Raw genomic sequence first — 24500 nt, 5'->3', positions numbered from 1 at the left:
TGCCTCGCCTCGCGGAAGGAGGCAGAGCCTCCCGAAATTCATTCCCAGGCAGAGCCTGGGAACGAGATTCTTGCTCCCTCCCCTGATTCAAGGGGAGGGCTGGGGAGGGGTTATTCCGAAACTCCAACCAGAGCCTTTTCATGTTCGTTAGCAGGCCGCGTTTGTCCCCGTTCCGCAACACGAACAATACTCGGATCTGGCAAATCGGAATTCACAAAATGCTGGAACCGCTGCACCTTTTGTGGATCTTCAATCGTCGTTTTCCACTCACATTGATAAGTGTTCACTAAATGTTCCATCTGCGCTTCTAATTCAGCACAAATGCCAAGAGAATCCTCAATTATCACCTGTTTCAAGTATTCAATCCCGCCCTCAAGCTTATTCAACCAAGTAGCAGTGCGTTCCAATCTGTCGGCGGTGCGGATGTAAAAAACCAAGAATCGATCGATATACTTAATCAGCGTTTCCTTATCGATATCCGTCGCCAGCAAAACCGCGTGCTGTGGCTTAATGCCGCCATTGCCGCACACGTACAAATTCCAACCATTTTCTGTCGCAATTATCCCAAAATCCTTGCTTTGAGCTTCCGCGCATTCGCGAGTGCAACCAGAGACAGCAGATTTGAGCTTGTGGGGCGATCGCAAACCACGATACCGCAATTCAACCTCGATCGCCAAACTCGTTGAATCCTGCACCCCAAAGCGGCACCAAGTGCTACCAACACAAGATTTTACAGTACGCAGAGCCTTACCGTAAGCGTGTCCCGACTCAAATCCCGCATCAATCAATCTACGCCAAATATGGGGTAATTGATCCACGCGAGCTCCAAACAAATCAATCCGTTGCCCGCCAGTAATCTTAGTATAAAGCCCAAAATCCCTAGCAACTTCACCCAAAACAATCAACTTATCGGGAGTGATTTCTCCCCCCGGTATTCGCGGCACCACCGAATAAGTACCGTCGCGCTGAATATTTGCCAAAAAGTAATCGTTCGTATCTTGCAAACCGACGTGAGGCTTCTCTAAAATATGGTCATTCCAAGTAGAAGCCAGCATCGAACCAACAGCCGGCTTGCAAATTTCGCAACCCTTACCTTTGCCGTGTTTTTCAATCAACTCCTCAAAAGTTTGAATTTCTTGAGAGCGCACTAAATGGTACAATTCTTGACGAGAATATTCAAAATGTTCGCAAAGATTATTTTTGACTGCAAACCCAGCTTTCTTCATCTCCGCCTTGAAGATATCCGTCACCAAAGGCACGCACCCGCCGCAGCCAGTACCAGCTTGAGTGCATTTCTTGACGCTGGCAACATCGGTTAAATTGCGATCGCGAATCGCTTCACAAATCTGCCCTTTGGTAACATTATTGCAAGAACAAATTTGAGCCGAATCCGGCAAACTGTCTACTCCAAAACCCGCCGGGACTCCCCCTTCTCGCGGTGGCATTAACAAATCTTCGGGATGTGGCGGCAGAGCAATTTCATTTTGCATGAATTGCAGCAAAGTGCCGTAAGCCGAAGCATCTCCCACGAGAATTCCGCCTAAAATTAGGCTGCCGTCTTGATTTAAAACTAATTTTTTGTAAATGCCTTGGAAGGTGTCAGTGACAACAATTTCTTTAGCATCGGCCGACTTGGGAAAAGGATCTCCAAAACTAGCGACATCCACCCCCAATAATTTGAGTTTAGTGGACATATCCGCACCTATAAAAGTGCTTGTAACGGGGGCATCCTGCCTGTCATCGGCTGCACGGCTCAAAATATCTGCTGCTACGCTTGCCATTGTATACCCAGGCGCAACTAAGCCGTAGATGCGATTTTGATAAAGCGCACATTCTCCGATCGCATAAATGTCAGGATCGGAGGTTTGGCAGCTATCATTTATGATGATGCCACCGCGTTCTCCTACTTCTATACCGCAACTTCTGGCAATTTCGTCGCGGGGGCGAATGCCAGCAGAAAACACTATCATATCTGTTGCCAATTCCGAACCGTCAGCAAACAGCATTTTAGTAACTTTACCATTTTCGCTGACAATTTCTGTGGTAGATTTGCTGGTATGAACCGAAACCCCCAACTCTTCTATTTTGCTGCGGAGAATTGCACCGCCCATCTCGTCAACTTGCACGGGCATCAGCCGCGATGCAAACTCAACAACGTGAGTTTTTAGACCCATATTTTGCAGAGCATTAGCACACTCTAGACCTAACAAACCGCCGCCAATTACTACACCTGTTTTGCAACTTTTAGCGTAATCTGACATCGCTTCCAGGTCGTCAATTGTCCGGTAAACAAAAGTTCCTGTAGCATCTTTGCCTTTAATTGATGGCACAAATGGATAGGAACCCGTCGCGAGAACAATTTTGTCGTAGGGAACTTCTAAACCGTTGGCTGAAGAGACTATTTTGTGTTCCCGCTTAATGGCGACTGCTTTGTCGCCGATGTGAATTTGGATGCCGTTTTCTTGATAAAATCCCGGTGCAACTAAAGATAAATCTCCCGCTGTTTTGCCAGAGAAAAATCCGCTGAGGTTTACGCGATCGTAAGCAACGCGCGGTTCTTCACAAAAAGTAATTAAATTCCAGTGTTTGGCAGCATCCGAGCTGACCATTAACTCTAGGAACTTGTGACCTACCATGCCATTGCCGATTACAATGAGGTTTTTTTTGGCTGTCATTAGAATCTCTTTTATCCCGTTTATCAGTCGTTGGGTTTATTAATATAAGACTTTATTGTAAACTTTTGTACTTATATATACAAAAAATGGATGTTTATGCAATTGTCGAATACTCCCGATTGCATTTTTGCATGATGTGTGCGATCGACTTAACTAGGTGCGTCAGTTCATTTTAGATTTTAGATTTTAAATTTTAGATTTTCTTCACAGTTAAAAATGGTGCGTCAGCTAAGTTTTTTTGACAAAACGATTAACATTTTACTGTGACGCACCTTACAATTTTCTAATTTTTAATTATTATTTAAGCCCCCATCCCCGAATACTGCTTTAAGCCCTGCCGCCAAAGCCAGCGATTCCATACAAAAAACACCGCACCCCAACTCAACATTACCAACAAACCGCGGCCTACATCTACGGGCAATCCGATCAAGATTGAAGCGGGAAAATGAATCAAATAAGGAAAAGGCGTCCACAAAACTACTTCCCGCACGGGTGCGGGAAACACTTCTAGCGGCGCGATAAGTCCCGATAAAAATAGGTAAATTAGAAACCAGAATTGCTCGATCGCACTTGCCCTTTCCAGCCAAAAAGCAAACAGCGCAAAGGTATACTGTATCAGGAACCGCAAGCAAAAAGCCAAGACGACAACCAACAAAAACAGCAAAAACCTGCCCAAACTCGGCAGCCAAAAAGACTGCGGGTAAAGTGCAAAAAATACTAGCACTAATCCGAATACAAAGGGCAGCCTTGCAAACCTTTCGGAAACGTGAGATACGAAATGGTGCCATACGGGATCTAGAGGCTGCAACAATCTATTAGATAGCCTGCCTTGGACTACTTCCTTTTCAAACTCCCAAATCACCCAAACTACATTTGTTTGCCTGACAATGAACGCGGCTAAAAAATAACGGGCAAAGTCGATCGAAGTTAGCCCAAATTGACGATTTTCGGCCGCCTGCATCCAGACACCCATCAAGATAAACGGCAGAGCTCCCGACAGGGCCCACAAAAACAATTCTGCCCGGTATTCGAGCATATAAGCGTAGTAGGTAACTAGCAAAGTTTTAGCAATTTTGATTAATTTTGTCATATCAATTTTAGATTTAGTTTGTCGGTGTTAGCAACGGGCAAGATGCCCGTTCCACAAAACATTGAAACTTTAGTGGAACAGATATCTTGCCTGTTATGGAGAATGAAGCCCGCCAAAAAAATTACACTTTTCCCGTGCGAAAAACTCGACCGATTACCTCTTCAATTGGCGGGTCAGTAACAGTCAAATCTATCACCTCTAAATCCGCCAAAATCTTCGCCACGCTCACCGTCAACTCTTCCCTTTTCACTAAAAAACGCACCGATTGTCCCTCAATAGATTCTACCTCCCCGTAAGCAAAAGCACTATCTTTTGCCAGCGGCTTAGCTAATTTTACTTGAACTTCTCGATAAGGTGCAAACCTGTCGAGCAATCCGTCTAAACTGCCATCATAAACTAATTGCCCTTCATGGATTAACAAAACGCGTTTGCACAAAGCAGTAATGTCAGCCATGTAGTGGCTCGTCAACAGCACCGTTGCTTGATAGCGCTCGTTATATTCTCGCAGAAATTGCCTGACGCTAAACTGTGCGTTTATATCCAAACCTAAAGTCGGTTCATCTAAAAATAATACCTCTGGCTGGTGCAGCAGCGCCGCCATCAATTCAGCTTTCATGCGTTCGCCTAAAGAAAGCTTTCGTACCGCTTGATTTAACTTGCCTTCTAGTGACAGCATCTCTGTCAATTCTCCGACTCGCCGCCGATAATCTGTATCGGGAATCCCGTAGACAGCGGCATTGATTCGCAGAGAATCAAGCACTGGTAAATCCCAAATTAACTGCTGTTTCTGCCCCATCACTAAGGTGATTTTTTGCAGAAAATCTGCTTCCCGACGGAAAGGAGTACGATCGCACACTCTCACTGTACCCGCAGACGGATAAATCAAACCCGTCAGCATTTTCAGCGTAGTAGTTTTGCCCGCACCGTTAGCACCGAGAAACCCCACTACTTCCCCAGGTTCAATACTGAAAGAAACGCCCTCAACTGCTTTGACATTGCGGTAAGTGCGACTAAAAAAGTGCCGCACTGTTGCTTTAAGCCCCGGTTCTTTAATCGCTACCGGATAAACTTTGCTCAAGTCTTCAACTAAGATAATTGGCATCGGCTCAAATTTTAACTTTTATTTTAATCTAGGGTATTTCCATCAGGCTTGTGCCAAGATGGAGCGATCGAGCTGTCTAGTAGGGTGCGCCAGCGATTGCTCGATCGCTCGGAGGAAGTAACAGTGTTCTGGCGCACCCTAATAAGCTGTAGAATATTGCACAATATCTTTGCTCACATCGCACAAAGTTTACAAATATGGTACTCACCCCAGATAATTCAGACATCCCTCGTTTGGTAGGAGACAATTCTCCTGAAAATATTACACTTGCACCAGGACAACTTGCTAGTTTTCCTGGGGGACTTTGGATGGTGGGCGGCAATGATACTGTCAGGGGCTCGTCAGATGCAGAACGGATTTTCGGCAACGATGGTAAAGACAGTCTGTTAGGTGGTATCGGCAGTGATTCTATTTACGGTGGCAAAGATGATGACGATGTTTTGGGAGAAATTGGCGAGGATTTCTTGACAGGAGATAGAAATAGCGATTTCCTTGATGGGGGTGCGGGAAATGATTTCCTGCGCGGAGGACAAGGTGTAGATTTGCTAGTTGGCGGTGACGGTAATGATACTTTAATTGGGGACAGAGACGTTGATATTTACCAAGGTGGTGCAGGTAGCGATGTATTTGTTTTGAGAGTCGATCAAGCGGGAATCAGAGTAGTTGGAATTGAAGTTCCTGACGCGCTAATTGTGGATTTTGATAAATCTAGCGATTCGATTGGAATTAGTGTGGACTTTACCAGCAGCAATATCTCCTTGGAAGAGGTAAGTTATAGCTTGAACGATCCGAGACTGCTGCTGATCGATCCTGCAACTGTAACGGGGGGAACGAGTTTGTTAGCCAAGGGCGGGATCTCGCGGCAAAGTCTCGATCCCGATGCCAACGGCCGTGTGGAAGCTACTAATATTAGATTTGGTTTTACTAATGCTTTGTTGGGTACTGTTTTGAATGTGACCCCAGCCGATTTAAACGGTCGTTTTATTAATGCTAGTTCTTTGCTTTAATTCGTGGGTTATATATCCCTAGTAGGGTGCGCTAGGCGCACCTTACCGATTACTCATTATCTAACTCACCGTCAAAACTGCTCGATAGCGCACTTGATTGTCCCGGACTTTCTGCATTGCTTCATTCGCTTGTGCGATCGCAAAAACTTCGATAATCGGCTCAATCCCAAACTTCTCTGCAATTGACAGCATTTCATTAATCATAGCGCGACCGCCGATCGGCGAAGCCATAATTCGGCGCCGCTTTGTCAGCAACGGAAACAAGGGAATGCTCAACGGTGCGTCGGGAACTCCCACAAAAGCAAGGGCACCGTCAGAATCGAGAAAATCAATGTACGGAACCCAATCTAAAGCAGCAGGAACAGTGCTCAACAAAATATCTAATTTGCTGCTGGGGGCTTGAGGAATTTCGCCTTTTCCTACTACAATAGCTTCGTCCGCCCCCATTTTCTGTGCAAATTCTGCCTTATCTTGGGAAGTAGTAAAAACTGTAACGCGGTTGCCTAATTTTTTCGCAAATTGCACCGCCATGTGTCCCAATCCGCCGATGCCGAGAATGCCAATTTCTTGCCCGGAACTCATCCCCGCATTCCGCAAACCAGCGTAAACCGTAATTCCGCCGCACAACAGCGGCCCCGCTATTTTGGAATCGATGCCTTTGGGAATAGGAAAAGCAAAGCGGGAATCTACCATCAAATAATCGGCAAAACCTCCCGGGCCTGTAACAATTAATCCCTGGTTTTCATCGCAGAGATTTTCGTTACCGCGCAAGCAGTCGCGGCACTGCAAACAAGAGGACCTTTGCCAGCCCACACCAACGCGATCGCCCACTTTTAAATGAGTCACTTGCGGCCCTATTTCTGCCACTTCTCCGATAACTTCATGGCCCGGAACGAGGGGATATTTTGATTGACCCCAATCGTTGTCAATCATGTGCAAGTCTGAGTGACAGATGCCGCAAGTTAACACTTTTATCAGACATTCATGTACTTTGGGAGGTTCGACATCGAATTTGTATTCTTCAAGCAATCCCCCGGTTTTTTTAACTGCCAGTGCTTTGATTTGCATGGTGGTGTTTCCTGGTTTGTTTGCCATTATAGTGTTCGGGGCGGGTTTAGCAGTCTCTTTCTTTAGTTGTATATATTCAAGGGAAGCTGCCACTAGGACTCAGGCGTGTTACTAATAATTTGTCTGGTGCGCCCTGGGTACCTTACCAATTACCAATTATCCATTACCAATTAGTCTCACAACTTGCCCTTTTCCATTGCCCACTGCATCAAACCGGGGAACAAACGATAAGCTTCTGATGCCAAAAAAGCAGGGCCGACGGTAACTTCTGCACGCTGATTTTTCACAGCATCCCAGATAGCTTTAGCAATATCTTCTGGCTGAGTTGCCCACTCAGATTTCAGCATTTTACTCATTTGCTGACGGCGCAATTCGACTGCGGGTTCGTCTCGATCGCGAAATTGAGCTCTTTCTAAAAAATCGCTGTTAATCAAGCCAGGATGCACGGCGCAAACGTGAATTCCTTGAGGCGCTAATTCCAATCGCAAAGTTTCTGTTAAACCGGTTACTGCATATTTGCTGGCACAATAAGCAGTCATTTGAGGCAAAGGCATTTTGCCGCCAATGGAACCAACATTGACTATTGTCCCAGTTTTTCGTTCCAAAAAATGTGGCAAGATTTCTTGAATTGTGTTAACGCAGCCCCAAAAATTGGTATTCATTAATTGCTGCCAGTCTTCGGAGGTAGTGTGCTCGATCGCCCCCGTGAGACAAATGCCAGCATTGTTAACTAAAACATCGATGTTGCCGCAGGCATCTAGGGCTTTTTGGACGATCGCGCGCACTTGGTGAATGTCGCCGACATCCCCCGGAATAGCTACAGCAGAAGTGCCTTCTCGCTGCACTTGAGCGACTGCTGCTGCCAATCTCTCTGGCTGGCGAGCTACCATCACTACATCGTAACCTTTACTTGCAAATAAAATTGCTGTTGCTTTGCCACTTCCTTGAGAAGCGCCTGTAATCAAAACTGTAGGAGCCATAGATAGTTATAAATTGTAAGTGGGTAATTGGTTTTTTACGATATTGAAACTATAACAGAGGTCTGGTAATTTTAGGGGCGATCTATATTAATAATTATTGAGTATAGGAATTCTTTGTGCTTCGGAAATGGGCTTTTTTTAACGAACCGCGAAGGCGCGAAGGACACGAAGGAAGAGAGGAGAGGAGAGGAGAAGAAGAGAATAGAAATTATTCATAATTTGTGCGAAAATTGCTTTGTAAATTTTCCCAATGCCCAATGCCCAATGTCCAATGCCCAATGGCTAAAAAATGAATCTTCCGAAACAACCGCCGAATTGGTCGATCGCCCTAGTGTTAATTATCGGCGTTTTAGCCGTCTCAACTTCCTCAATCTTAATTCGGCTGGCTAACTTTTCAGCAGGGACGGGCGGTTTGGGTTTCAGTTTGGTACTCGCGGCCTCTCGTCTGACTTTATCTGCTTTAATTCTGCTTCCGGCTTGGCGGAAAATTCAGTGGAACGCCCTGCAACCGGGAACTCGGCGCTATGCTGTTGCTGCGGGTTTGTGTCTCGCCCTGCATTTTGCCCTCTGGATTACCTCACTTTCTTATACTTCGATCGCCGCCTCGACTGCCCTCGTCACCACTAATCCTGTCTGGGTAGCGCTTTTGTCGCGCTTCTGGTTCGGCGAAAAACTCAGCAAAATGTCGATCGCCGGCATTACTATAGCCCTGACAGGGGGAATGGCGATCGCTCTGGGAAGTGCCGGCGCAGCCCATGCTGGCAGCAGCGAACTGCTGGGCGATTTCCTGGCTCTGGCTGGTTCCTGGGCTGTCAGCTTGTATTTGCTGCTGGGCCGGGAAGCTCAGCGGCGGGGACTGGGAATTGGTGGCTATATCGCGATCGCCTATACTGTTGCTGCGATCGTCCTGCTGCCTCTCCCCTTCGCCTTCGGCACTACTTATACTAATTACCCCAACATTGTATATTTTTATATTTTGTTAACGGCTGCTTTGCCTCAGTTAGTCGGCCACACCATTTTGAACTGGGCGGTAGTGCAGATTTCCCCAACTCTGGTAACTCTTGCCATATTGTTTGAACCGGTTGGGGCGAGTTGGTTGGGTTATTTGCTGTTTGGGGAAGTGCCGGCGCCGGCGGTACTCGCAGGTGCTGCGGTGCTGCTGTTGGGGGTAGCAACCGCTACCCTCGGAGCAAAAAAAATTACTGTCAACAGTTAAGAGTTAACAGTTTTCGACATTGCCACTACAGTTGCCGTAAGTCAGAATAAAACAAATTAGGGCTTAAAAACCCCAATAACTCATCAGTGAAATATCGATTCAAAACTATCAAAGGTCTGAGTAATGACTAATAATACTCGGCTGCCTTTAGGAGAATAAAATTATGCTGCCAGAACAACTACAGCGGATCATCGGCTACTTTATCGAAGAAGCCACAGAACAGATCCAAATTATCGAACCCGGCTTGCAAGGTTTGCAAAACACCGTGCCAGAACCCCAAAGAATACACCAGCTCATCCGAGCCTCACACTCGATTAAAGGGGGAGCAGCTATGCTCGGATTTAGCAGCATTCAGCGCATTGCTCATCGGTTGGAGGATTATTTAAAGCTGCTGAGAGAATGTCCGATCGCCATTGATAGCAGGCTACAATCGCTCTTAACCGAAGTTTTTGATATTTTAGCCGCCCTCGTGTCCAAGGTTTCTAAGGGTTTTGGGCTCAACCACGAAGACGCAAACCAAATGCTCTCCCTCGCCGAACCGGTTTTTGACGAACTCGACGCTTACCTGAGATTGCGAATTCCTACTCGCCTGACTGTGAGAGCTACTACGGACGAACATATTCACGTTTTCTCCGGTTACTGCACCTCCCTGAGCGAATTTTCCTCGGCTATCGCTTCGCGCGTTGGTTTGCTGGGAGGCACTATTACCCGCCACGATCAGGATAGCCAGGGGATACGCCTGTGTATTGACATTTACCTGCCGCCTTACACCAGGATCGAAAACATCCGCCAAGCTGTCGAACTCTCGGGCGCTATTATCGGGAATGTTCAGACGCAGCGGGACTTTTCGCTGCTGGCGACTGCGGATTATCCGGTTTACCAAAGTGCGATCGAACCTCCCGCAATTTGCATCGGATGCCGCTACTATTACGGCAGAAGCGATGGCGGCTACCTGCTCAACTGCACGATCCATCCCCGCGGCCCGGAAACAGAAGATTGTCGCGATCGCGAACCGGAATAAGCGCTGAAAACTCAGCCCTCGGAACTACGATTGGTCACCCGAAAAACTTTCTTCTGAAACCAATATTTTCCCGGAAACATTTCACATTACCCCCTGCCTATTTTTTTTTGAGTTGCTAGATAATTAGATCTTTCTCTGTTAGACAACTAAATCCTTGTTCCTTCTGAAAGCTCCCCTAACAACTGATACCGCAACTCTAATTAATTGCATCATGCTTGCAGGATGAGCTATCGCCCAGACATTGATTGTCAGACAAGTGATTCCCATAACTAGCAAGATGTATGTCGGAGGCATGACTACCCCGATCGCGAACCAGGTAAAAACATGAAATATCATTGCTGTAGCCCAAAGGCTGGCGACAACTACAGACGCCCAAATTTGCATTCGAGGTCGGTTTAGTCCTATCAAAATCGCTGTCTGCAAAGTAGTCAGCAAGTTTGCCGGAACTAAAAAGGCACAGATAGCTATGCAGTAGGTATGAGAAAATTCAGTAACTGTATTGAAGTCGATCATCAGTCTAATTGTCGGGCCTGTTGGGTATACTTAAAGAGCTTAGCGTGACTTGACTTTCAGATCTTGTCACCCTTACCTTAACTTAATATTTCAGTAAGTAGGCCGCTCTGGAGACGCATTTCTCTCCCCCTTTTGCAGCAGGCAAAATCTTACCACAAATATTAAAGTTTTGGGAAATTATTAAACCTACTTGAAGAATGGCAACAATTGCTATGATAATTAACATCGGGAAACGATAGTATAGAAGAGCCAAGTCGATAAAATTTCTAGAAGGCTGAGGCGGCTTGAACAGCCACACATAGGGCAGGCTGATTTTCGACTAAATCATTTTGATGCGCTGATTCTCGGATGATTGATTCTCAGTGTCCGTCCAGGGCTCGATCCATTATGCGATCGAACAATATGAGATTATTATGGAAAAGCCAATTTGCTCTCAAATCTCCAATCATTAGAACCCTCTCGACATTTTACAGCGGAAGACAAAGAAAATGGATCTACAAATCACAATTCCCGCACTCGAAGAAGTTGACTTGACAAACTGCGACAGAGAACCCATTCACATATCGGGGCACATTCAGCCACACGGAGTGCTACTTGTTGTACGAGAACCTGAACTAGAAATACTGCAAGTCAGCGAAAATACGCAAGATTTGTTAGGAGTAGAGCCGGAAAGTGCGATCGGTCGAAATTTGAGCTTATTCTTCAATCGAGTTCAACTAAAAAAACTCAAGCTTTGTTTGTGTAATGAAAACTTAAAAACCGTTAATCCCATTAAACTTTCTGTCATAAACAAAGGTAAATATTTAGAATTTGACTGCATCCTCCACCGAGTAGAAGAAGTATTGATGGTCGAGTTGGAATTAGCCACCAGCCCCGAAAATCTTTCTGTTTTTAGTTTTTATCATTCAGTGAGAGCCACGATCAGCAAAATTCAAAGCGCCCAAAATCTCAAGGAATTATCTCAAATAACTGTAGAAGAAGTCAGAAAAATATCTGGTTTTGATAGAGTGATGGTCTATCAATTTGACCACGAAGGCAACGGCGCTGTAATCGCTGAAGACAAAGCAGAAATGCTGAGTCCTTTCTTAGGATTAAACTACCCAAGTTCAGATATTCCAAAACAAGCCAGACAACTGTATGCGTTAAATTGGCTGAGGTTAATCCCAGATATTAATTATCAACCAGTCCCCCTTGTTTCAGGAAATAATGCTGTCACGACCCAGCCCCGAAACCTGAGTTTCAGCGTATTGAGAAGCGTTTCTCCCATTCACATAGAATACCTGCAAAATATGGGCGTTGCAGCTTCGATGTCAATCTCATTAATCAAAGACAAAAAACTGTGGGGATTGATTGCTTGCCACAACTATACACCAAAACACCTCAACTATGAATTGCGCGCCGCCTGCGAATTTATCGGGCAAGTAATGTCCTTAGAACTGCAATCAAAAGAAGGAAACGAAGACTACGACTACAAACTATACTTAAAATCCATTCAAACCAAGATTTTTGAAGACATATCCACGTCCGAAAACTTGTCAGAAGTGTTAGTTAAATGTCAGCATAATTTGCTAGAAGCAGTCAACGCCCAGGGAGCAGCAATAGTATTTGGAGACAATTGCTATCAAGTAGGGCAAACACCTCAAGGAGAAGCGCTCAAATACTTAACTAATTGGGTGCAAAACCATTTAAATCAAGAAATTTTTTATACAGACTCGCTCACAAAATGCTATCCAGAAGCTGAGGAATTTAAAGACACAGCCAGCGGGTGTTTGGCCATAGCAATATCCCCGACTCAGAAAATATACGTTTTGTGGTTTCGCCCGGAAGTAATTAAGACCGTAAATTGGGCGGGCAACCCCAACAAACCAGTTGAAACCGATGAAGATGGCAACCCTCGACTGTCTCCTCGGAAATCCTTCGAGCTGTGGAAAGAAAATGTGAGGTACAAATCGTTGCCTTGGAAACAATGCGAAATAGACGCTGCATTGGAACTGAAAAAAGCAATGATTAATATAGTGCTGTGTCAAGTCGATAAACTCGAAAAATTAAATAGAGCACTAGAAGAATCAGTCGCCAGGGAACGGGAAAAAACTGCTAATTTAAAAACAGCGATGTCCGAGCTTAAGCGGGCGCAAACTCAATTGGTGCAAAGCGAAAGAATGTCAAGTTTGGGACAGTTGGTGGCGGCGGTAGCTTATGAAGTTACTAACCCGATTAACTTCATCTACGGCAATCTTAGCTATGCTAATGAATACAGTCAAAAAATGATCAATTTATTGCAGCTTTACGACCAGCACTATCCGTCGCCTTCGCCAGAAATTCAAGCACAAATAGAAGCAGTAGAATTAGAGTTCATAGTTGAAGACTTACCGAAGTTGCTGGGTTCAATGAAAGTAGGAGCTAACCGCATCCGCGAGATAGTTCAGTCGCTGCGAAATTTCTCTAGAATTGACGAAGCAGAGATTAAACCCGTTGACATTCACGACGGATTGGACAGCGCTTTGCTGATTTTGAGCAATCGACTCAAACCGAAGCCCGATCGCCCTGCAATTCATCTCATCAAAGAATATGGCTCTTTGCCTTTGGTGGAGTGTTACGCAGTTCAAATCAACCAAGTATTTATGAATGTACTGGCCAATGCAATTGATGCTCTCGAAGAGGCCTTTGTCAACAATAATTTATCCTCGCAAGCCGGGGACAAAGAAGAGCCAGTTAAGTACGGACAAATTCGGATTGTGACTGAACTTTGTCCGGGAAAAAAAGCCGTAGCAGTTCGGATCGAGGACAACGGTTGGGGTATGACCCAAACAGTTCACCAGAAAATTTTTGAGGCGTTTTTTAGCACAAAACAGGTGGGCAAAGGTGCGGGGATAGGTTTGGCGATTAGCCACGAAATTGTGGTAGAACAACACGGTGGCAAATTGACTTGCATTTCTGCCCCCGGAGAGGGAACCGAGTTGATTATTGAGATTCCCTTGAGCCAAATTCATCCGACACCAATTGTCAAGTGAAAAAAAGTCCGCGCTAGCGAAGCTATCCCAAAGGCTAGGAAATCGACCAAATTCAAAAATCGAAAATTAGATTAAAATACAAAAGCAGCTAAGTAGATTTGAGCCAATTCAGAGGAAGCTAGTATGACTGAAAAAAAAACCGCCCAATGGGATGCCGGCCGGTTTCTCAAAACCTTGGCTTATTTCGGCGTCATTCCCTTCATTGGCAGCATTAGCTGGCTGCAACAACTCTTTGGAAGCAGCAGCAAAACTAAAAAAGACCAACCCAAACTGGTACTGGTAGCCGGTGGCACCGGCGGCGTCGGGAAGCGAGTTGTCAAGCGGCTGCAACAGCGGGGATATAAAGTACGCTGCCTCGTCAGAGATGCTAAAAGAGCAACAGAAATTCTCGGCAAAAATGTCGAGTTAGTCGAAGGAGATATCACACTCCCAGAAACCCTAACACCGCTAGTAACCGAGGGCATAGAAGCAGTTATCTGCTGTACCGGCACCAAAGTTCAACCGATAGAAGGAGACACCCCAACCCGGGAAAAATATTATCAAGGCATCAAATTTTATATGCCGGAAGTTGTGGATGTTCCCGAAATAGTCGAATACAAAGGCATCAATAATTTAGTCCAAGCTGTTCGCAGCCAGGTAATTAAAGCAGGCGACAAAACAATTTTTGACTTCACAAAACCCAGCCAAGATTTGAAAGAAACTTGGGGTGCGCTAGACGATATCGTGATGGGTGGCACCAGTGAAAGTTCGATCGTACTTACAGACAATACGGCTATATTCACAGGCAATGTTTCTACTGCAAACTCGGGCGGCTTTGCTTCGGTGCGTACCCGCAACTTCGCTCCTCCGCTCAATCTCACAGGATTTAGCGGCCTCCAACTACGTGTAAAAGGGGACGGCAAGCGCTACAAATTGATTGTTCGCAACGAAGCTAAATGGGATGGAATTGGCTATTGCTATTCGTTTGATACTGTTTACAATATCTGGATTACTGTCACTGTTCCCTTTGATGAGTTAATTCCAGTATTCCGCGCCAAAACTGTCAAAGATGGCTCTAAATTTGATGCCAGCAGTATTTTTTCTTTTCAGTTAATGTTGAGTAAGTTTGAATATGATGGCGCGCTCAACCCGAAATTTACACCTGGTATTTTTCAACTGGAGTTAGAGTCTATTAAAGCTGATGGGGGACAGACTTTGCCACGATTGGTGATGGTGAGTTCGGCAGGAGTTACCCGCCCTGGCCGCCCTGGAATTAACTTGGAAGAAGAACCGCCTGCTGTCAGAATGAATGATATGTTGGGGGGGATTTTGACTTGGAAGTTGAAAGGGGAAGATTGTGTGCGATCGAGCGGCATACCTTATACTGTTGTCAGACCCTGCGCTTTGACTGAAGAACCGGGAGGCAAAGCTTTAATATTTGAGCAAGGAGACAATATTAGGGGCAAAGTCAGTCGGGAAGATATTGCAGAATTGTGCGTGGAGGCCTTGGAACAACCTCAAGCTTGCAACGTTACTTTTGAGGTGAAAGAGGGGGAAAATGCCAGTTCTCCCGGAGAGTGGCCGGCTTTGTTTTCGGGAGTTAAATAACATATCCCACTTCTTAGTAAAATGAGGTAGCCTTGCTGATTGGTAATTGCTAATTGCTAATTGAGAAAAAGTATCTCACCTGTCAGCATACCTCATCTATTTGAGAAATGCTATGTGACAATTAATGTTGAGTAAGATTAAATGAACCGCGAAGACGCAAAGGACGCGAAGGAAAAGAAAGAAGAAGATGCAGTTCTTCCTTCGCGCTCTCGGCGTCTTCGCGGTTTAATCATTCCGAGGTAACTGGATTTGGTATGATGAGTAAAACAATCACCAATAATTAATAACCAATAACTAATAACTAATTTATGTCTGTGACTTTTTCCCGACGCTCCTTGACGCCTTATTTGTTTTTGCTGCCGGCTTTATTTATTTTGATCTTGACTGTTTTATGGCCGGCGGTGCAAGCTTTTTATTTGAGTTTTACCAACTACGAATATGATTTAACTCAAATGCCGCAGTGGGTGGGTTTAAAGAATTTTAACAGGTTGTGGGCCGATCGCACATTTTGGCAAACTTTGACGAATACGCTGCTGTATCTCACCTGCGTTGTTCCTGTATTGGTTGTTCTACCGTTGGGAATGGCGATTTTGTGCAACCAAAAACTCAGGGGAATGAACTGGTTTCGAGCAGCATACTACACGCCGGCGGTGATTTCAATGGTTGTCGCCGGGATTGCTTGGAAGTGGCTGTTTGCTGAGACTGGACTGCTGAATCAGTTGGGGGAATTGTTGGGTTTACCTCCGGTTTCTTGGCTGGCTAATCCGAAGTTAGCAATCTTTAGCGTCATGGCGGTTACTATCTGGAAAGGATTGGGCTATTACATGGTGATTTATTTGGCAGGGCTGCAAGCTATTCCGGCAGAACTTTATGAGGCTGCTGCTATTGATGGTTCTGATGGTTTGGGAAAGCACTGGGATATTACTGTGCCGCTGATGAAGCCTTATTTAGTTTTAGTTGCGGTAATTTCTGCGATTTCTGCTACTAAGGTTTTTGAAGAAGTTTATATTATGACTCAGGGCGGGCCTCGCAATAGTTCTAAGACTGTGGTTTATTATCTTTACGAACGGGCTTTTAAGGATTTGGAAATTGGCTATGCTTGTACGATAGGGCTGGTTTTGTTTTTGCTAATTTTGGGTTTGTCGATTTTGCAAGTTAGCCTTCAGGGTTTGACTCGCAATGATTAAGATTTATGACGAATTAGAACTGACGCACTCCGGGCATCATAAACTCGGTTTCTCGTTCTCACTCCTGTTGCTCCCAGAACTTTCTTACATTCAGAAACCGGGTTGATTGGTCTAATTTATACTAATTTTAGAGTGAAATCTCCAAGTAATCCGATTGCTCACGGCTTTGGACAGGTCTTATTGGTGAAATCACAGGTATAAATATAGGGTTTCTGCCAGTTCAGAGGAATTTCTAATAAATCCCTGGTTCCGGTCATTCCCTGTCCCAGAAAGAGCAGCACAGCGATCGAGTTCAAGATCACATGGATAGTGCGCCAGCGATTTGAGCGGTCTTTGTAAATGTCTTGAATGATGGCAAGGGAGAAAACCATAATTAGCGCAGCGGCGATGCCAATGTAGTAGTGAGACCAATACCATTCATTGGTTCGCCGATAAACCCCATCTTGAGTGCCAAGAATCACCAAACCCGTACCTGTTAGGGTCGCAAATATGCCGCGCCATAAAGCAGGTGTCGCTCGATATAGCATGACCAAAGAGGCGACAGTTGCCACAAACATCAGGACAATGAAAATGACCTGAAAGGAGTTTTTACTCCAAACCTCCTTGCTCAAAATATGCTCAAAAATCGGGTAGGCTAGACCCAACAACGTCACTCCTACCACCGAACCTGACAGAATTCGACCTGCTTTGACGTGTTCTGAACCGACTACAGGTGGAATTTTGCTCTTGGTGTCGATCGCAATTTGCTTCCGACGCTGCATGGTTTGCCACGCCATATTGAGAACAATACCAAGCATAGGAAAAACAATCGCTACAGCTAAAATAGGATGCAGCAAAGCCAGAAAATCTTTAAATTCCATAAATCACCTTTTTGTTGAGGAGGGTTGGCTTCATCAACCCGGTTTTTGCGCTACATAATATCATACCCGGTGCTCTAAGCACAGTAAGTTTGTAGTCAGGACTAATAGCCATTATTCACCCTCATAGAGAGGATAGAAGCCCTGACTACAAACACGCTTTATGAAGGGTAACTCACCGGAAATGTTGATAAATCAGAAGATATATAGCCATCCTCGCATCATTTGTGAATTTTTTACTCCCTCCCCTTGATAAGGGGAGGCTTGGGGTGGGGTAAAAAATTTACGACTCCTGCAAGGATTGCTCTAGCAGTTGTCTATTGGGTGAGGTACAACTTTCTCAATTACGCAATTACAATTACCTTGTTCTCAGGGAAATGAAAACCGCTCGCGGTAGTGTCAGTGCCGGTTAGCCACTAATTACCTGCATGACTTTGAGCCTATATGTTACTAGCCTTTCAGTATTGAAGAACTCCTAGCGAGAGTGAAAGCACGTCTGCGCCGAACTCAAACAAATGACCCGGATAAGTTTTAATTTGAAGATATAATTTTGAACGGTTTAACCCGTGAAGTTTATCGAGGCAATCAATTAATTAAACTCACTGGAAAAGAGTGTGATTAGTTAGAATTTATGCTACGAAATCCCCATCAAGTGATTACCCGCTACCGAATTATAGAAAAAGTCTGGGATTACGATTTTATGGGCGAGTCAAACATTATTAAAGTGTATATTCGTGCGTTACGGATTAAATTAGAAGCAAGTAACGCCAAAGACCTGGTGCCTACTGTTCGGGGAGTTGGATACGTGTTGCGAGAGCAAAAGTGATGAGGGGCGGATTTACAAATACTTTGCCGATCAAGTATGGATAATGGTGAACCCGCTCCTATTCTACTACCTATTTTTTTGTAATAAATCAACCTAGAAATCCGGTCGTTCCTGATAATCTTCCGCAGAACTAGGGTCTAACTCCCAGCGACTTTCATCTCGATGTTCAAGCATATTTGTTGTGTTCAAAATAGCGCCATCGGCCATCTCTATGCCCGCAGCGGCTCCGAGTTCGTCAACCATATCCATGTCGGGAGTAGGTGCGGTTCCGCCCACCGATTGCTCACCAGTGGCACTTTCTTGTTCCGCAGCAGGATCGGCATCTTCGCCGCCGATTTGGGAACTGGTGGAAGAGTATTCCGAACTGTTGTCCTGCAAGGTTGTTATGTCGTCTTGGCTCAATCCCGGTTGATCGATGACGCCGGTACCGTAAGATTCGGTAATTTCTTGAGGCAATTCGCCCAAATTATCGCGTTCTGTTGTTTTTTTTGTGTTGCCTTTCTTTTGCTGTGCCACGAGACTTGCTCCTGTTTGTTTTTGAACTCAATTAAATTAAATAATGTCCGAATTTCGCTTGAGCTGAAATATTTTTATTAATTGCCAATGGGTGTTATTAAACGACATTATAAGGACTCTTTAATCTTTTAGCTTCTGTCCCAGGAAATATATTGATTCTGAGCAGCTATTTCATTGGGAATACAAAAAGCGATCGCCCTTTTCAAACGGGCGATCGCTTTTTAATGGAGAGGCTAATGCTATTCGGGAAAATCAGGAATTACCCATTTGGGGGGTTCCATCCGTTTCCTTCTCACCGCTTCCTCTGCTATTTCTAGCATTTTATCCAGAGAAGTATTTTCAATAAAGTTAGACGTTGCTTCTGCGTATTCCCGCTTCGGGCACTTGTCGCCCAGAACGCAGCCATTGACGCAAGCTACAGCACAATCGACAGTGTTCTCCACCATAACTTTTTTCCTTTCACGGTTCCAACAACTAGCAGGCAGATGCTCTGGGTTAATTTGTCAAGAGACTGCTCTACATCTTTATTTTACTTTACAAATTGTCATCCAAGGTCGATCGCTAGGGCAAAACTGTTATAAAATCAAAGCAACCTACCTAATCTGCCGATCGTGAGTAATTTTCTGCGGCGCTTAAAACTTTTACCTTGGCGAGAAATGCTGCAAATTGCCGCCCTCGTCAACTGCATCGTGGTTGGATTGGAGTTATTTTTAGCCTGGGGTTTCACGCAATCGCGGCCAATCCGCAAGGTCGTGACGCTTCTTTACGGCCCCTCCCTCGGGACATTGATACCTTTCGCTGCTGCAGTGGGAATGGGAGCTTTAGCAGTGTACTTTTTAGAGTATTGGCAACAACAATTTTTGCTCAACCGAATTAGTTTGTGGGTTTTAGTTTTCTGCGTGCTCTTGGGTTTGGTGGTAAAGTCATTCCTGCCCATACCTCCTTTATTAGCAAGTTTATCTGAAGCTGCACTAATCGGAGTTACGGTGGGAGTTTTTTGGAAGGGTCGGCCTTATTGGCGATAGTTATGCCATTTTAGATTTTAGATTAGCCATGACTGATGAATCTCGTGGTTTCGAGCTTGTCTAAAGTGGCATTCTTTTTTGAAGATAGTATCATTAGTAATTCGTCATTGGTTATTAGTCTATATGTAGGGTGCGCCTCGGCGCACCTTACCGCTTAAAACAAGAAATTCCTTCTTCCTTGTTCCTTCCATCCGTTAAATGCGTTACCGAATCCGTTGCCAAACTTCCTTCTGCTTATGGCAGCCAAAAATCGGGAATGAATGTTTTAGTCAAACTGCGAGTAAACTGATTAATCTTTCTCCCGATTTGAATGTGCGGTTCGTCAGCTTCCACGGAAATAATTGTCGCTTTTTTCCCAAGTCCGAAACGCGAAATTACTAAATTGGCCGCCTCCAAGCCAGTAACATAAGCCTTTTCCTGCGACCAAGAACCGTGCCGGGTCACAACCCAATCGCCGCTCATCAATACATTATCATAACTTGTTACCGCAGGCAACAAATACTGATAGCTGCCCGGGGCAAAATGCGTCACCGCCCGCGACAGCCGAATCGCGCTGCTGTCAATTACTTTTGCCTCCCGAAAAGCCGGAATGCAAGTCGCTAAATCCCGCTGAACTAAGGAAACAATTTCCTCATCTTTCAGGGGAATTAATTGATTTGCGTGATAAAAGTCAGCTTCCACAACTGTTCCCGGTTCGTCTCGAAATTCGTCGTGCAAAGCATTCAAATCAAAAAACGTCCAACCTGTAGTTGAACTAAATCCAAAACAGGCATTAGAAGGCAGCGGAATGTCAATTTTTCGGTCAAACCACAGGCGAACAGCTAACACGTCAACTGCACCCAAGTTCATCGCGTCCCGAAACTCTTGGCGACTTTGCAATGCTGGGCTGCTGCTGATAATTTTTTGCATTCCCGTGACACCAACTGCAAAAATAACTGCATCGGCATCGAAGGTTTCTTCGCCACAAACAACGCCTGTGGCTCTGTTGTGGCTGTCAACTACTAAGTCAGTAACTCGCTGCTTGGTCAATACTTTTGCGCCTAGTTTTTCCAGGCGATCGACCCAGGGACGAAAGATTTTTTCTCCCACAGTTCCGCGACACCAAACTACATCAAAATCCGGTTGGTGTGCTAATATGAAATAATAGAGCATTCCCAAAGCGGCGGCAGCAGAACACTGTTCTCCTGGTGCAAATAACCCTACTAATAACATCGGTTCAAAAGCATCACGGTACAGTCTTGCAGAAACGCCAAACTGTTTGAATAGTTCGCGGGCTGTGACGCGATCGTACCTGCGCCAAGCTTCGTCGGAATTGTCGAAATCGAGGACGGCGTAAAGTAAGGGCAAGGCTGAAAGCCGATCGACTAATGGCAGCCTTTTAAATCTGGTGTAAAGAAAGGTTCCTAACGGTGTGGGAAGCCGCGGTTCGTCTTGAAAAATCGGCGATTCTACTTCCAATCCGGCCGGTGAATACTGACAAGAACGAGTCCAAGGCGTGAAGGGATCGAGTCCTAATTGCTTGACTAAGGAAAAGATATTTTTGTAGGGATACCAGAAGCCATGAATGCCTGCTTCTACGGAACGCCCGCCGGCGGTTTTCCACCCTGCAACTAAGCCACCCGGATAAGGGCCAGCTTCTAACAGGGTGACATCATAGCCTTGCTGGGCTAGGTGATAGGTAGCGCCTAAACCGGCCCATCCCGCACCGACGACGACTATTTTTGGAGTTGACGATTCTGCTGACATTGCGTACCTCTGGATAATTTATTAATGATGACATAATTCATAAAATGCGGATTTGATATAAAATGTGTTGCATTATGTGCTAAATTTCGCTTGAGTGAATAATGAGTGTCAAAAACCGCCAGCAAACTAACCTGTTGCTGCTCTTATTTCCCGCTACCGCATGGCTGATGGTTTTCTTCATTTTGCCCGTGCTAATTGTACTGTTGTACAGTTTCTTAGAACGCGGTACATACGGCGGCGTTACTTGGATATTTACTCTCAGCAACTACCAGCGTTTGTTCAGTGGACTTTTCTTAGGAGTAATTGGACGATCGCTCTGGCTGGCTTTTCTGACAACCGCCGCTTGCTTGTTAGTTGGCTATCCCCTAGCATTCTTCATCGCCACCCGTTCTCCTCGCTGGCGAAATGCTTTGCTTTTGCTGGTAATTATTCCATTTTGGACTAATTTTTTAGTGAGAACCTACGCCTGGATCATACTCTTACGCAGCGAAGGAGTAGTTAACACAGCCCTGCAAAGCCTGCAAATTATTAGCGAACCGTTAAATTTGCTTTTTACGCCTTTCGCTGTGGCGATCGGTCTTATTTACGGCTATTTACCTTTCATGGTTCTGCCTTTATATTCTAGCATAGAACGCTTCAATTTTTCACTGGTAGAAGCAGCTCACGATTTAGGAGCAAATGATATTCGCACTTTCTGGCGGGTATTTTTACCATTAACAACTCGCGGTATTGTTGCAGGATCTATTTTAGTTTTTGTTCCCGCAGTCGGCGCTTTTATCACACCGGATATATTGGGCGGTTCTAAAACTGTTATGGTGGGAAATTTGATTCAAAATCAGTTTATGAAAGCCCGCGATTGGCCTTTTGGCTCGGCGCTTTCGATGCTGTTGACGGTAATCATATTGATTCCGGTTTTAATTTACTTCCGCGTGTCTGACGAAACCCAATAGTAAGGTGTGAAATGGGCACCTTACTTGGATTTTAGCTAAAGAAATCCACCTACCAACTCAATTTGCTGCAATTGAGACAAGATATCGGCTTCCAAGTCTTTCAGACGTTTAGTTTCAGCGAGTATGTCAATTTCTCGCGATTGTTTTTGAGCGAGCAAACTATCTAACTCGGCTTTGCGAGAATTGATATCAGCATTCACGCGATCGCACACCTGTTCTTCGTAAGTATCAAAACATTTCCTGACTGCTTGATAAATATATTGCGACTGTTCTTGAGCAATTTGTGGCAGATATTTGACAAACTCTGTTTTAGTCGCAGAAATGAACTGTTGGCGAACATACTCTGCTTGCAATGCTACAACACCTGTAACTACCAGAATTCCACCCAAAACAGAAAGAGTTAAAGAGGCAAAAACTACACCTATAATATTTAGCACAAGCGTCACCATGACACAAGCCAAGACACTCTGCCAAAACATATTGAAAGAATGGATACCTCTGTTGAGGTTGTCGGGAATCGAGGAAAACATATCTATTGCCACCTCAGCCCAAGTCGAGTTTTCTTCATGCTTGTAGCTATGTCCGACGGCGTAGAACCGGTAGCCTAACAGCTTCTTATTCATAGCCTCTACTACTCGTTCATATTCAATTCGAGAATCGGCTGCTTTTTCCTCCAGTTCAGAGAAAGCAGAGGCTATCTTCTGTTTGGCAATGAATTCCCAAGCAGCGAGGCGATCGTTCATATATCGCTCGAAAGCACGTTTGAATGAGGTATAGAACATGGCCCGGTTGTTTTTGTCGAGAAATTGCATGAAATCTAAATCGGGCTGAGTGCTTAAAAAATCCTGTTCAAAGGTGTTCTCTAAATCCAGGATATAGGTACGGAAAGAATCACCTATTTCTTGGGAAGTTTGCTCGCGGGCAGTTCTAATTTGTTGCTGGAATTTATTACCAATTTCAGACAAATTTGCGAAGTCAGACTGAATCGAATCAATTTTCTCTTTCAATTGATCGACAGTTTCATCTAACAAAGGAATGCGGCGGGAGATTGCTGCTTGAAAGCGATTGCAAGCTTGAAGGGCGATCGCTCTTGCTTGTTCCCGTTCAGCAGCAGCTCGTTCCCCAGTCAGAAAATGATTGAGAGCCGCAAGAAACTCTACAAAGCCAGTGCCTTCTAAAGTAGCTTCTGAGTTTTTCAAACGACTACGCAAGGCATTGAGAGCAGAAATCTCAAATACTCGATCCTGATAAATATCCCGGCCCCGATCCTGACAATATTCACTCAGATTAGTCTGGAAAACTCGACGCAGTTTGTCCTCTGCTACTTGCAGTGCCTCAGTGTCTTCTGGATCGACCAGTCCCTCTCGAATTCTATCCCAAGAATTGACTATGAAGAAGATAGTTAAACCTCGGTCTTTGAGGTAATTCTGGAGATAGCGGCGTTCCTCCAGCGTGCAAGGTTGAGACGCACTCAACACAAAAAGTATGGCGTGACAGTTGTAGATATAGTCGAGAGTAAGCTGGTTTCGCGCTTCCGTATCATTCAGTCCGGGGCTGTCCACAAATTCGATTCCTTTGGCTAGCAGCGGTAGCGGATGTTCTACCACCGCATGACTGATATCTGGAAAAGCTAACTGTTTGCCTCGCTCTAGAATTTTTGCTTCTTCTGGAGCAATTGTATAGCGCTGCTTAAACTGCTGAAAATCTATTTCCTCTGGTTGTTTGCTATCGTTATAGTAAATCGTCGCTTTCTCTGCTGTACCGTATTTCAGCACCGTTAACAAAGCAGTACAGGGAGTGACATCACTGGGAAGTAAATTTTGCCCTAGCAAAGCATTGAGAAATGTACTTTTTCCCCGCTTCATATCCCCTAATACTAAAAACCGAAAGACTCCTTGGCGCAAATTTTCACTTTGCTGGATGAGACGTTCAATCTCTTTAGAGAGTCCTAGTTTTCCAGATGTATTTTCTGCTTGTGATTCAGCTTGGGTGAGATTTTGGGCGATATCCTCCAACAAAGCTGCTATCTCGTTGCGAACTCTGACAAGGCGATCCAAGTTATGAAGCCAACCAGCCGCTTTTTCTTGACTGCTCATGGGTCTTCCCTCGAGTAAGGTCTAATT

At 44.9% G+C, this 24500-nt stretch carries 20 protein-coding genes; 9 read left to right on the top strand and 11 right to left on the bottom strand.

Annotated elements, in window-relative coordinates; all coding sequences use genetic code 11:
• Positions 1-110: 110 nt before the first annotated feature.
• The 3 genes from nirB to QUA42_RS10500 form a co-directional block, all read right to left on the bottom strand.
• The gene (gene nirB / locus QUA42_RS10510; RefSeq protein WP_333137239.1) at positions 111-2675 is read right to left on the bottom strand and encodes a nitrite reductase large subunit NirB; all 2565 of its coding nucleotides are present in this window, start codon (positions 2673-2675) and stop codon (positions 111-113) included.
• A 301-nt stretch (positions 2676-2976) separates the two neighbouring features.
• Positions 2977-3765 (bottom strand): ABC-2 family transporter protein, encoded by a 789-nt coding sequence (locus QUA42_RS10505; protein WP_333137238.1) that lies wholly within the window; start codon positions 3763-3765, stop codon positions 2977-2979.
• A gap of 121 nt (positions 3766-3886) precedes the next feature.
• Positions 3887-4867, bottom strand: a complete 981-nt coding sequence (locus tag QUA42_RS10500; RefSeq protein ID WP_333137237.1) for an ATP-binding cassette domain-containing protein — start codon at positions 4865-4867, stop codon at positions 3887-3889.
• 197 nt (positions 4868-5064) lie between these two features.
• Between QUA42_RS10500 and QUA42_RS10495 the strand changes: the two genes are divergently transcribed.
• Positions 5065-5874 carry a calcium-binding protein gene (locus tag QUA42_RS10495; protein WP_333137236.1) on the top strand — a complete coding sequence of 270 codons (810 nt, stop codon included), beginning with the start codon at positions 5065-5067 and terminating at the stop codon, positions 5872-5874.
• Positions 5875-5934: 60 nt separating this feature from the next.
• Here the strand turns inward: QUA42_RS10495 and QUA42_RS10490 are convergent, their stop codons facing one another.
• A complete protein-coding gene (locus tag QUA42_RS10490) occupies positions 5935-6942 on the bottom strand; it encodes an NAD(P)-dependent alcohol dehydrogenase (RefSeq protein ID WP_333137235.1) in 1008 nt (335 codons plus the stop codon).
• A gap of 176 nt (positions 6943-7118) precedes the next feature.
• The gene (locus QUA42_RS10485; protein WP_333137234.1) at positions 7119-7922 is read right to left on the bottom strand and encodes an SDR family oxidoreductase; all 804 of its coding nucleotides are present in this window, start codon (positions 7920-7922) and stop codon (positions 7119-7121) included.
• Between the two features lie 289 nt (positions 7923-8211).
• Between QUA42_RS10485 and QUA42_RS10480 the strand changes: the two genes are divergently transcribed.
• Complete coding sequence (locus QUA42_RS10480) at positions 8212-9138, top strand: DMT family transporter (protein WP_333137233.1); 927 nt, start codon at positions 8212-8214, stop codon at positions 9136-9138.
• A 163-nt stretch (positions 9139-9301) separates the two neighbouring features.
• Positions 9302-10159 (top strand): Hpt domain-containing protein, encoded by an 858-nt coding sequence (locus QUA42_RS10475; RefSeq protein ID WP_333059334.1) that lies wholly within the window; start codon positions 9302-9304, stop codon positions 10157-10159.
• 138 nt (positions 10160-10297) lie between these two features.
• Here the strand turns inward: QUA42_RS10475 and QUA42_RS10470 are convergent, their stop codons facing one another.
• The gene (locus tag QUA42_RS10470) at positions 10298-10672 is read right to left on the bottom strand and encodes a hypothetical protein (RefSeq protein ID WP_333035615.1); all 375 of its coding nucleotides are present in this window, start codon (positions 10670-10672) and stop codon (positions 10298-10300) included.
• 488 nt (positions 10673-11160) lie between these two features.
• On the opposite strand from QUA42_RS10470, the gene QUA42_RS10465 reads away from it, so the two are divergent.
• The 3 genes from QUA42_RS10465 (at position 11161) to QUA42_RS10455 (ending at position 16457) form a co-directional block, all read left to right on the top strand.
• Complete coding sequence (locus tag QUA42_RS10465) at positions 11161-13683, top strand: ATP-binding protein (protein ID WP_333137232.1); 2523 nt, start codon at positions 11161-11163, stop codon at positions 13681-13683.
• A 123-nt stretch (positions 13684-13806) separates the two neighbouring features.
• Positions 13807-15270: a CIA30 family protein gene (locus tag QUA42_RS10460; RefSeq protein ID WP_333137231.1), complete on the top strand. Its 1464-nt coding sequence runs from the start codon at positions 13807-13809 to the stop codon at positions 15268-15270.
• A 308-nt stretch (positions 15271-15578) separates the two neighbouring features.
• Positions 15579-16457: a sugar ABC transporter permease gene (locus tag QUA42_RS10455; RefSeq protein ID WP_333137230.1), complete on the top strand. Its 879-nt coding sequence runs from the start codon at positions 15579-15581 to the stop codon at positions 16455-16457.
• Between the two features lie 158 nt (positions 16458-16615).
• Here QUA42_RS10455 and QUA42_RS10450 read toward each other — a convergent pair whose 3' ends face one another.
• Positions 16616-17317, bottom strand: coding sequence for a DUF4079 domain-containing protein (locus QUA42_RS10450; protein WP_333137229.1), 702 nt, complete (start codon positions 17315-17317; stop codon positions 16616-16618).
• A gap of 628 nt (positions 17318-17945) precedes the next feature.
• Between QUA42_RS10450 and QUA42_RS10445 the strand changes: the two genes are divergently transcribed.
• Positions 17946-18140, top strand: coding sequence for a winged helix-turn-helix domain-containing protein (locus QUA42_RS10445; protein WP_333137228.1), 195 nt, complete (start codon positions 17946-17948; stop codon positions 18138-18140).
• 93 nt (positions 18141-18233) lie between these two features.
• Here QUA42_RS10445 and QUA42_RS10440 read toward each other — a convergent pair whose 3' ends face one another.
• The gene (locus QUA42_RS10440) at positions 18234-18656 is read right to left on the bottom strand and encodes a DUF6335 family protein (protein ID WP_333137227.1); all 423 of its coding nucleotides are present in this window, start codon (positions 18654-18656) and stop codon (positions 18234-18236) included.
• 239 nt (positions 18657-18895) lie between these two features.
• Positions 18896-19102, bottom strand: a complete 207-nt coding sequence (locus tag QUA42_RS10435) for a hypothetical protein (protein WP_190734170.1) — start codon at positions 19100-19102, stop codon at positions 18896-18898.
• Positions 19103-19267: 165 nt separating this feature from the next.
• Here QUA42_RS10435 and QUA42_RS10430 point away from each other — a divergent pair, with 165 nt between their 5' ends.
• Positions 19268-19681: a peptide chain release factor 1 gene (locus tag QUA42_RS10430; protein ID WP_333137226.1), complete on the top strand. Its 414-nt coding sequence runs from the start codon at positions 19268-19270 to the stop codon at positions 19679-19681.
• A 234-nt stretch (positions 19682-19915) separates the two neighbouring features.
• Here the strand turns inward: QUA42_RS10430 and QUA42_RS10425 are convergent, their stop codons facing one another.
• Positions 19916-21427 (bottom strand): FAD-dependent oxidoreductase, encoded by a 1512-nt coding sequence (locus QUA42_RS10425; RefSeq protein ID WP_333137225.1) that lies wholly within the window; start codon positions 21425-21427, stop codon positions 19916-19918.
• A 101-nt stretch (positions 21428-21528) separates the two neighbouring features.
• Here QUA42_RS10425 and QUA42_RS10420 point away from each other — a divergent pair, with 101 nt between their 5' ends.
• Complete coding sequence (locus QUA42_RS10420; protein WP_333137224.1) at positions 21529-22377, top strand: ABC transporter permease; 849 nt, start codon at positions 21529-21531, stop codon at positions 22375-22377.
• A 35-nt stretch (positions 22378-22412) separates the two neighbouring features.
• On the opposite strand, the gene QUA42_RS10415 is transcribed toward QUA42_RS10420, so the two are convergent.
• On the bottom strand, positions 22413-24473 hold the full coding sequence (locus QUA42_RS10415; RefSeq protein ID WP_333137223.1) for a dynamin family protein: 2061 nt from the start codon (positions 24471-24473) through the stop codon (positions 22413-22415).
• Positions 24474-24500 lie beyond the last annotated feature (27 nt).

It is taken from the genome of Microcoleus sp. Pol11C2 (assembly GCF_036701505.1).
Lineage (GTDB): Bacteria > Cyanobacteriota > Cyanobacteriia > Cyanobacteriales > Microcoleaceae > Microcoleus.
The sequence above is the reverse complement of the archived record's forward strand: the minus strand, read 5'-3'. Positions and strand labels throughout refer to the sequence as shown.

What these genes read in the sequence shown, in the direction of transcription:
- QUA42_RS10480 (WP_333137233.1), top strand. Translation starts at nt 8,212, where the DNA reads ATGAATCTTCCGAAACAACCGCCGAATTGGTCGATCGCCCTAGTGTTA.
- QUA42_RS10460 (WP_333137231.1), top strand. Translation starts at nt 13,807, where the DNA reads ATGACTGAAAAAAAAACCGCCCAATGGGATGCCGGCCGGTTTCTCAAA.
- QUA42_RS10505 (WP_333137238.1), bottom strand. Translation starts at nt 3,765, where the DNA reads ATGACAAAATTAATCAAAATTGCTAAAACTTTGCTAGTTACCTACTAC.
- QUA42_RS10445 (WP_333137228.1), top strand. Translation starts at nt 17,946, where the DNA reads ATGCTACGAAATCCCCATCAAGTGATTACCCGCTACCGAATTATAGAA.
- QUA42_RS10470 (WP_333035615.1), bottom strand. Translation starts at nt 10,672, where the DNA reads ATGATCGACTTCAATACAGTTACTGAATTTTCTCATACCTACTGCATA.
- QUA42_RS10500 (WP_333137237.1), bottom strand. Translation starts at nt 4,867, where the DNA reads ATGCCAATTATCTTAGTTGAAGACTTGAGCAAAGTTTATCCGGTAGCG.
- QUA42_RS10435 (WP_190734170.1), bottom strand. Translation starts at nt 19,102, where the DNA reads ATGGTGGAGAACACTGTCGATTGTGCTGTAGCTTGCGTCAATGGCTGC.
- QUA42_RS10495 (WP_333137236.1), top strand. Translation starts at nt 5,065, where the DNA reads ATGGTACTCACCCCAGATAATTCAGACATCCCTCGTTTGGTAGGAGAC.
- QUA42_RS10465 (WP_333137232.1), top strand. Translation starts at nt 11,161, where the DNA reads ATGGATCTACAAATCACAATTCCCGCACTCGAAGAAGTTGACTTGACA.
- QUA42_RS10450 (WP_333137229.1), bottom strand. Translation starts at nt 17,317, where the DNA reads ATGGAATTTAAAGATTTTCTGGCTTTGCTGCATCCTATTTTAGCTGTA.
- nirB (WP_333137239.1), bottom strand. Translation starts at nt 2,675, where the DNA reads ATGACAGCCAAAAAAAACCTCATTGTAATCGGCAATGGCATGGTAGGT.
- QUA42_RS10420 (WP_333137224.1), top strand. Translation starts at nt 21,529, where the DNA reads ATGAGTGTCAAAAACCGCCAGCAAACTAACCTGTTGCTGCTCTTATTT.
- QUA42_RS10425 (WP_333137225.1), bottom strand. Translation starts at nt 21,427, where the DNA reads ATGTCAGCAGAATCGTCAACTCCAAAAATAGTCGTCGTCGGTGCGGGA.
- QUA42_RS10475 (WP_333059334.1), top strand. Translation starts at nt 9,302, where the DNA reads ATGCTGCCAGAACAACTACAGCGGATCATCGGCTACTTTATCGAAGAA.
- QUA42_RS10455 (WP_333137230.1), top strand. Translation starts at nt 15,579, where the DNA reads ATGTCTGTGACTTTTTCCCGACGCTCCTTGACGCCTTATTTGTTTTTG.
- QUA42_RS10485 (WP_333137234.1), bottom strand. Translation starts at nt 7,922, where the DNA reads ATGGCTCCTACAGTTTTGATTACAGGCGCTTCTCAAGGAAGTGGCAAA.
- QUA42_RS10415 (WP_333137223.1), bottom strand. Translation starts at nt 24,473, where the DNA reads ATGAGCAGTCAAGAAAAAGCGGCTGGTTGGCTTCATAACTTGGATCGC.
- QUA42_RS10490 (WP_333137235.1), bottom strand. Translation starts at nt 6,942, where the DNA reads ATGCAAATCAAAGCACTGGCAGTTAAAAAAACCGGGGGATTGCTTGAA.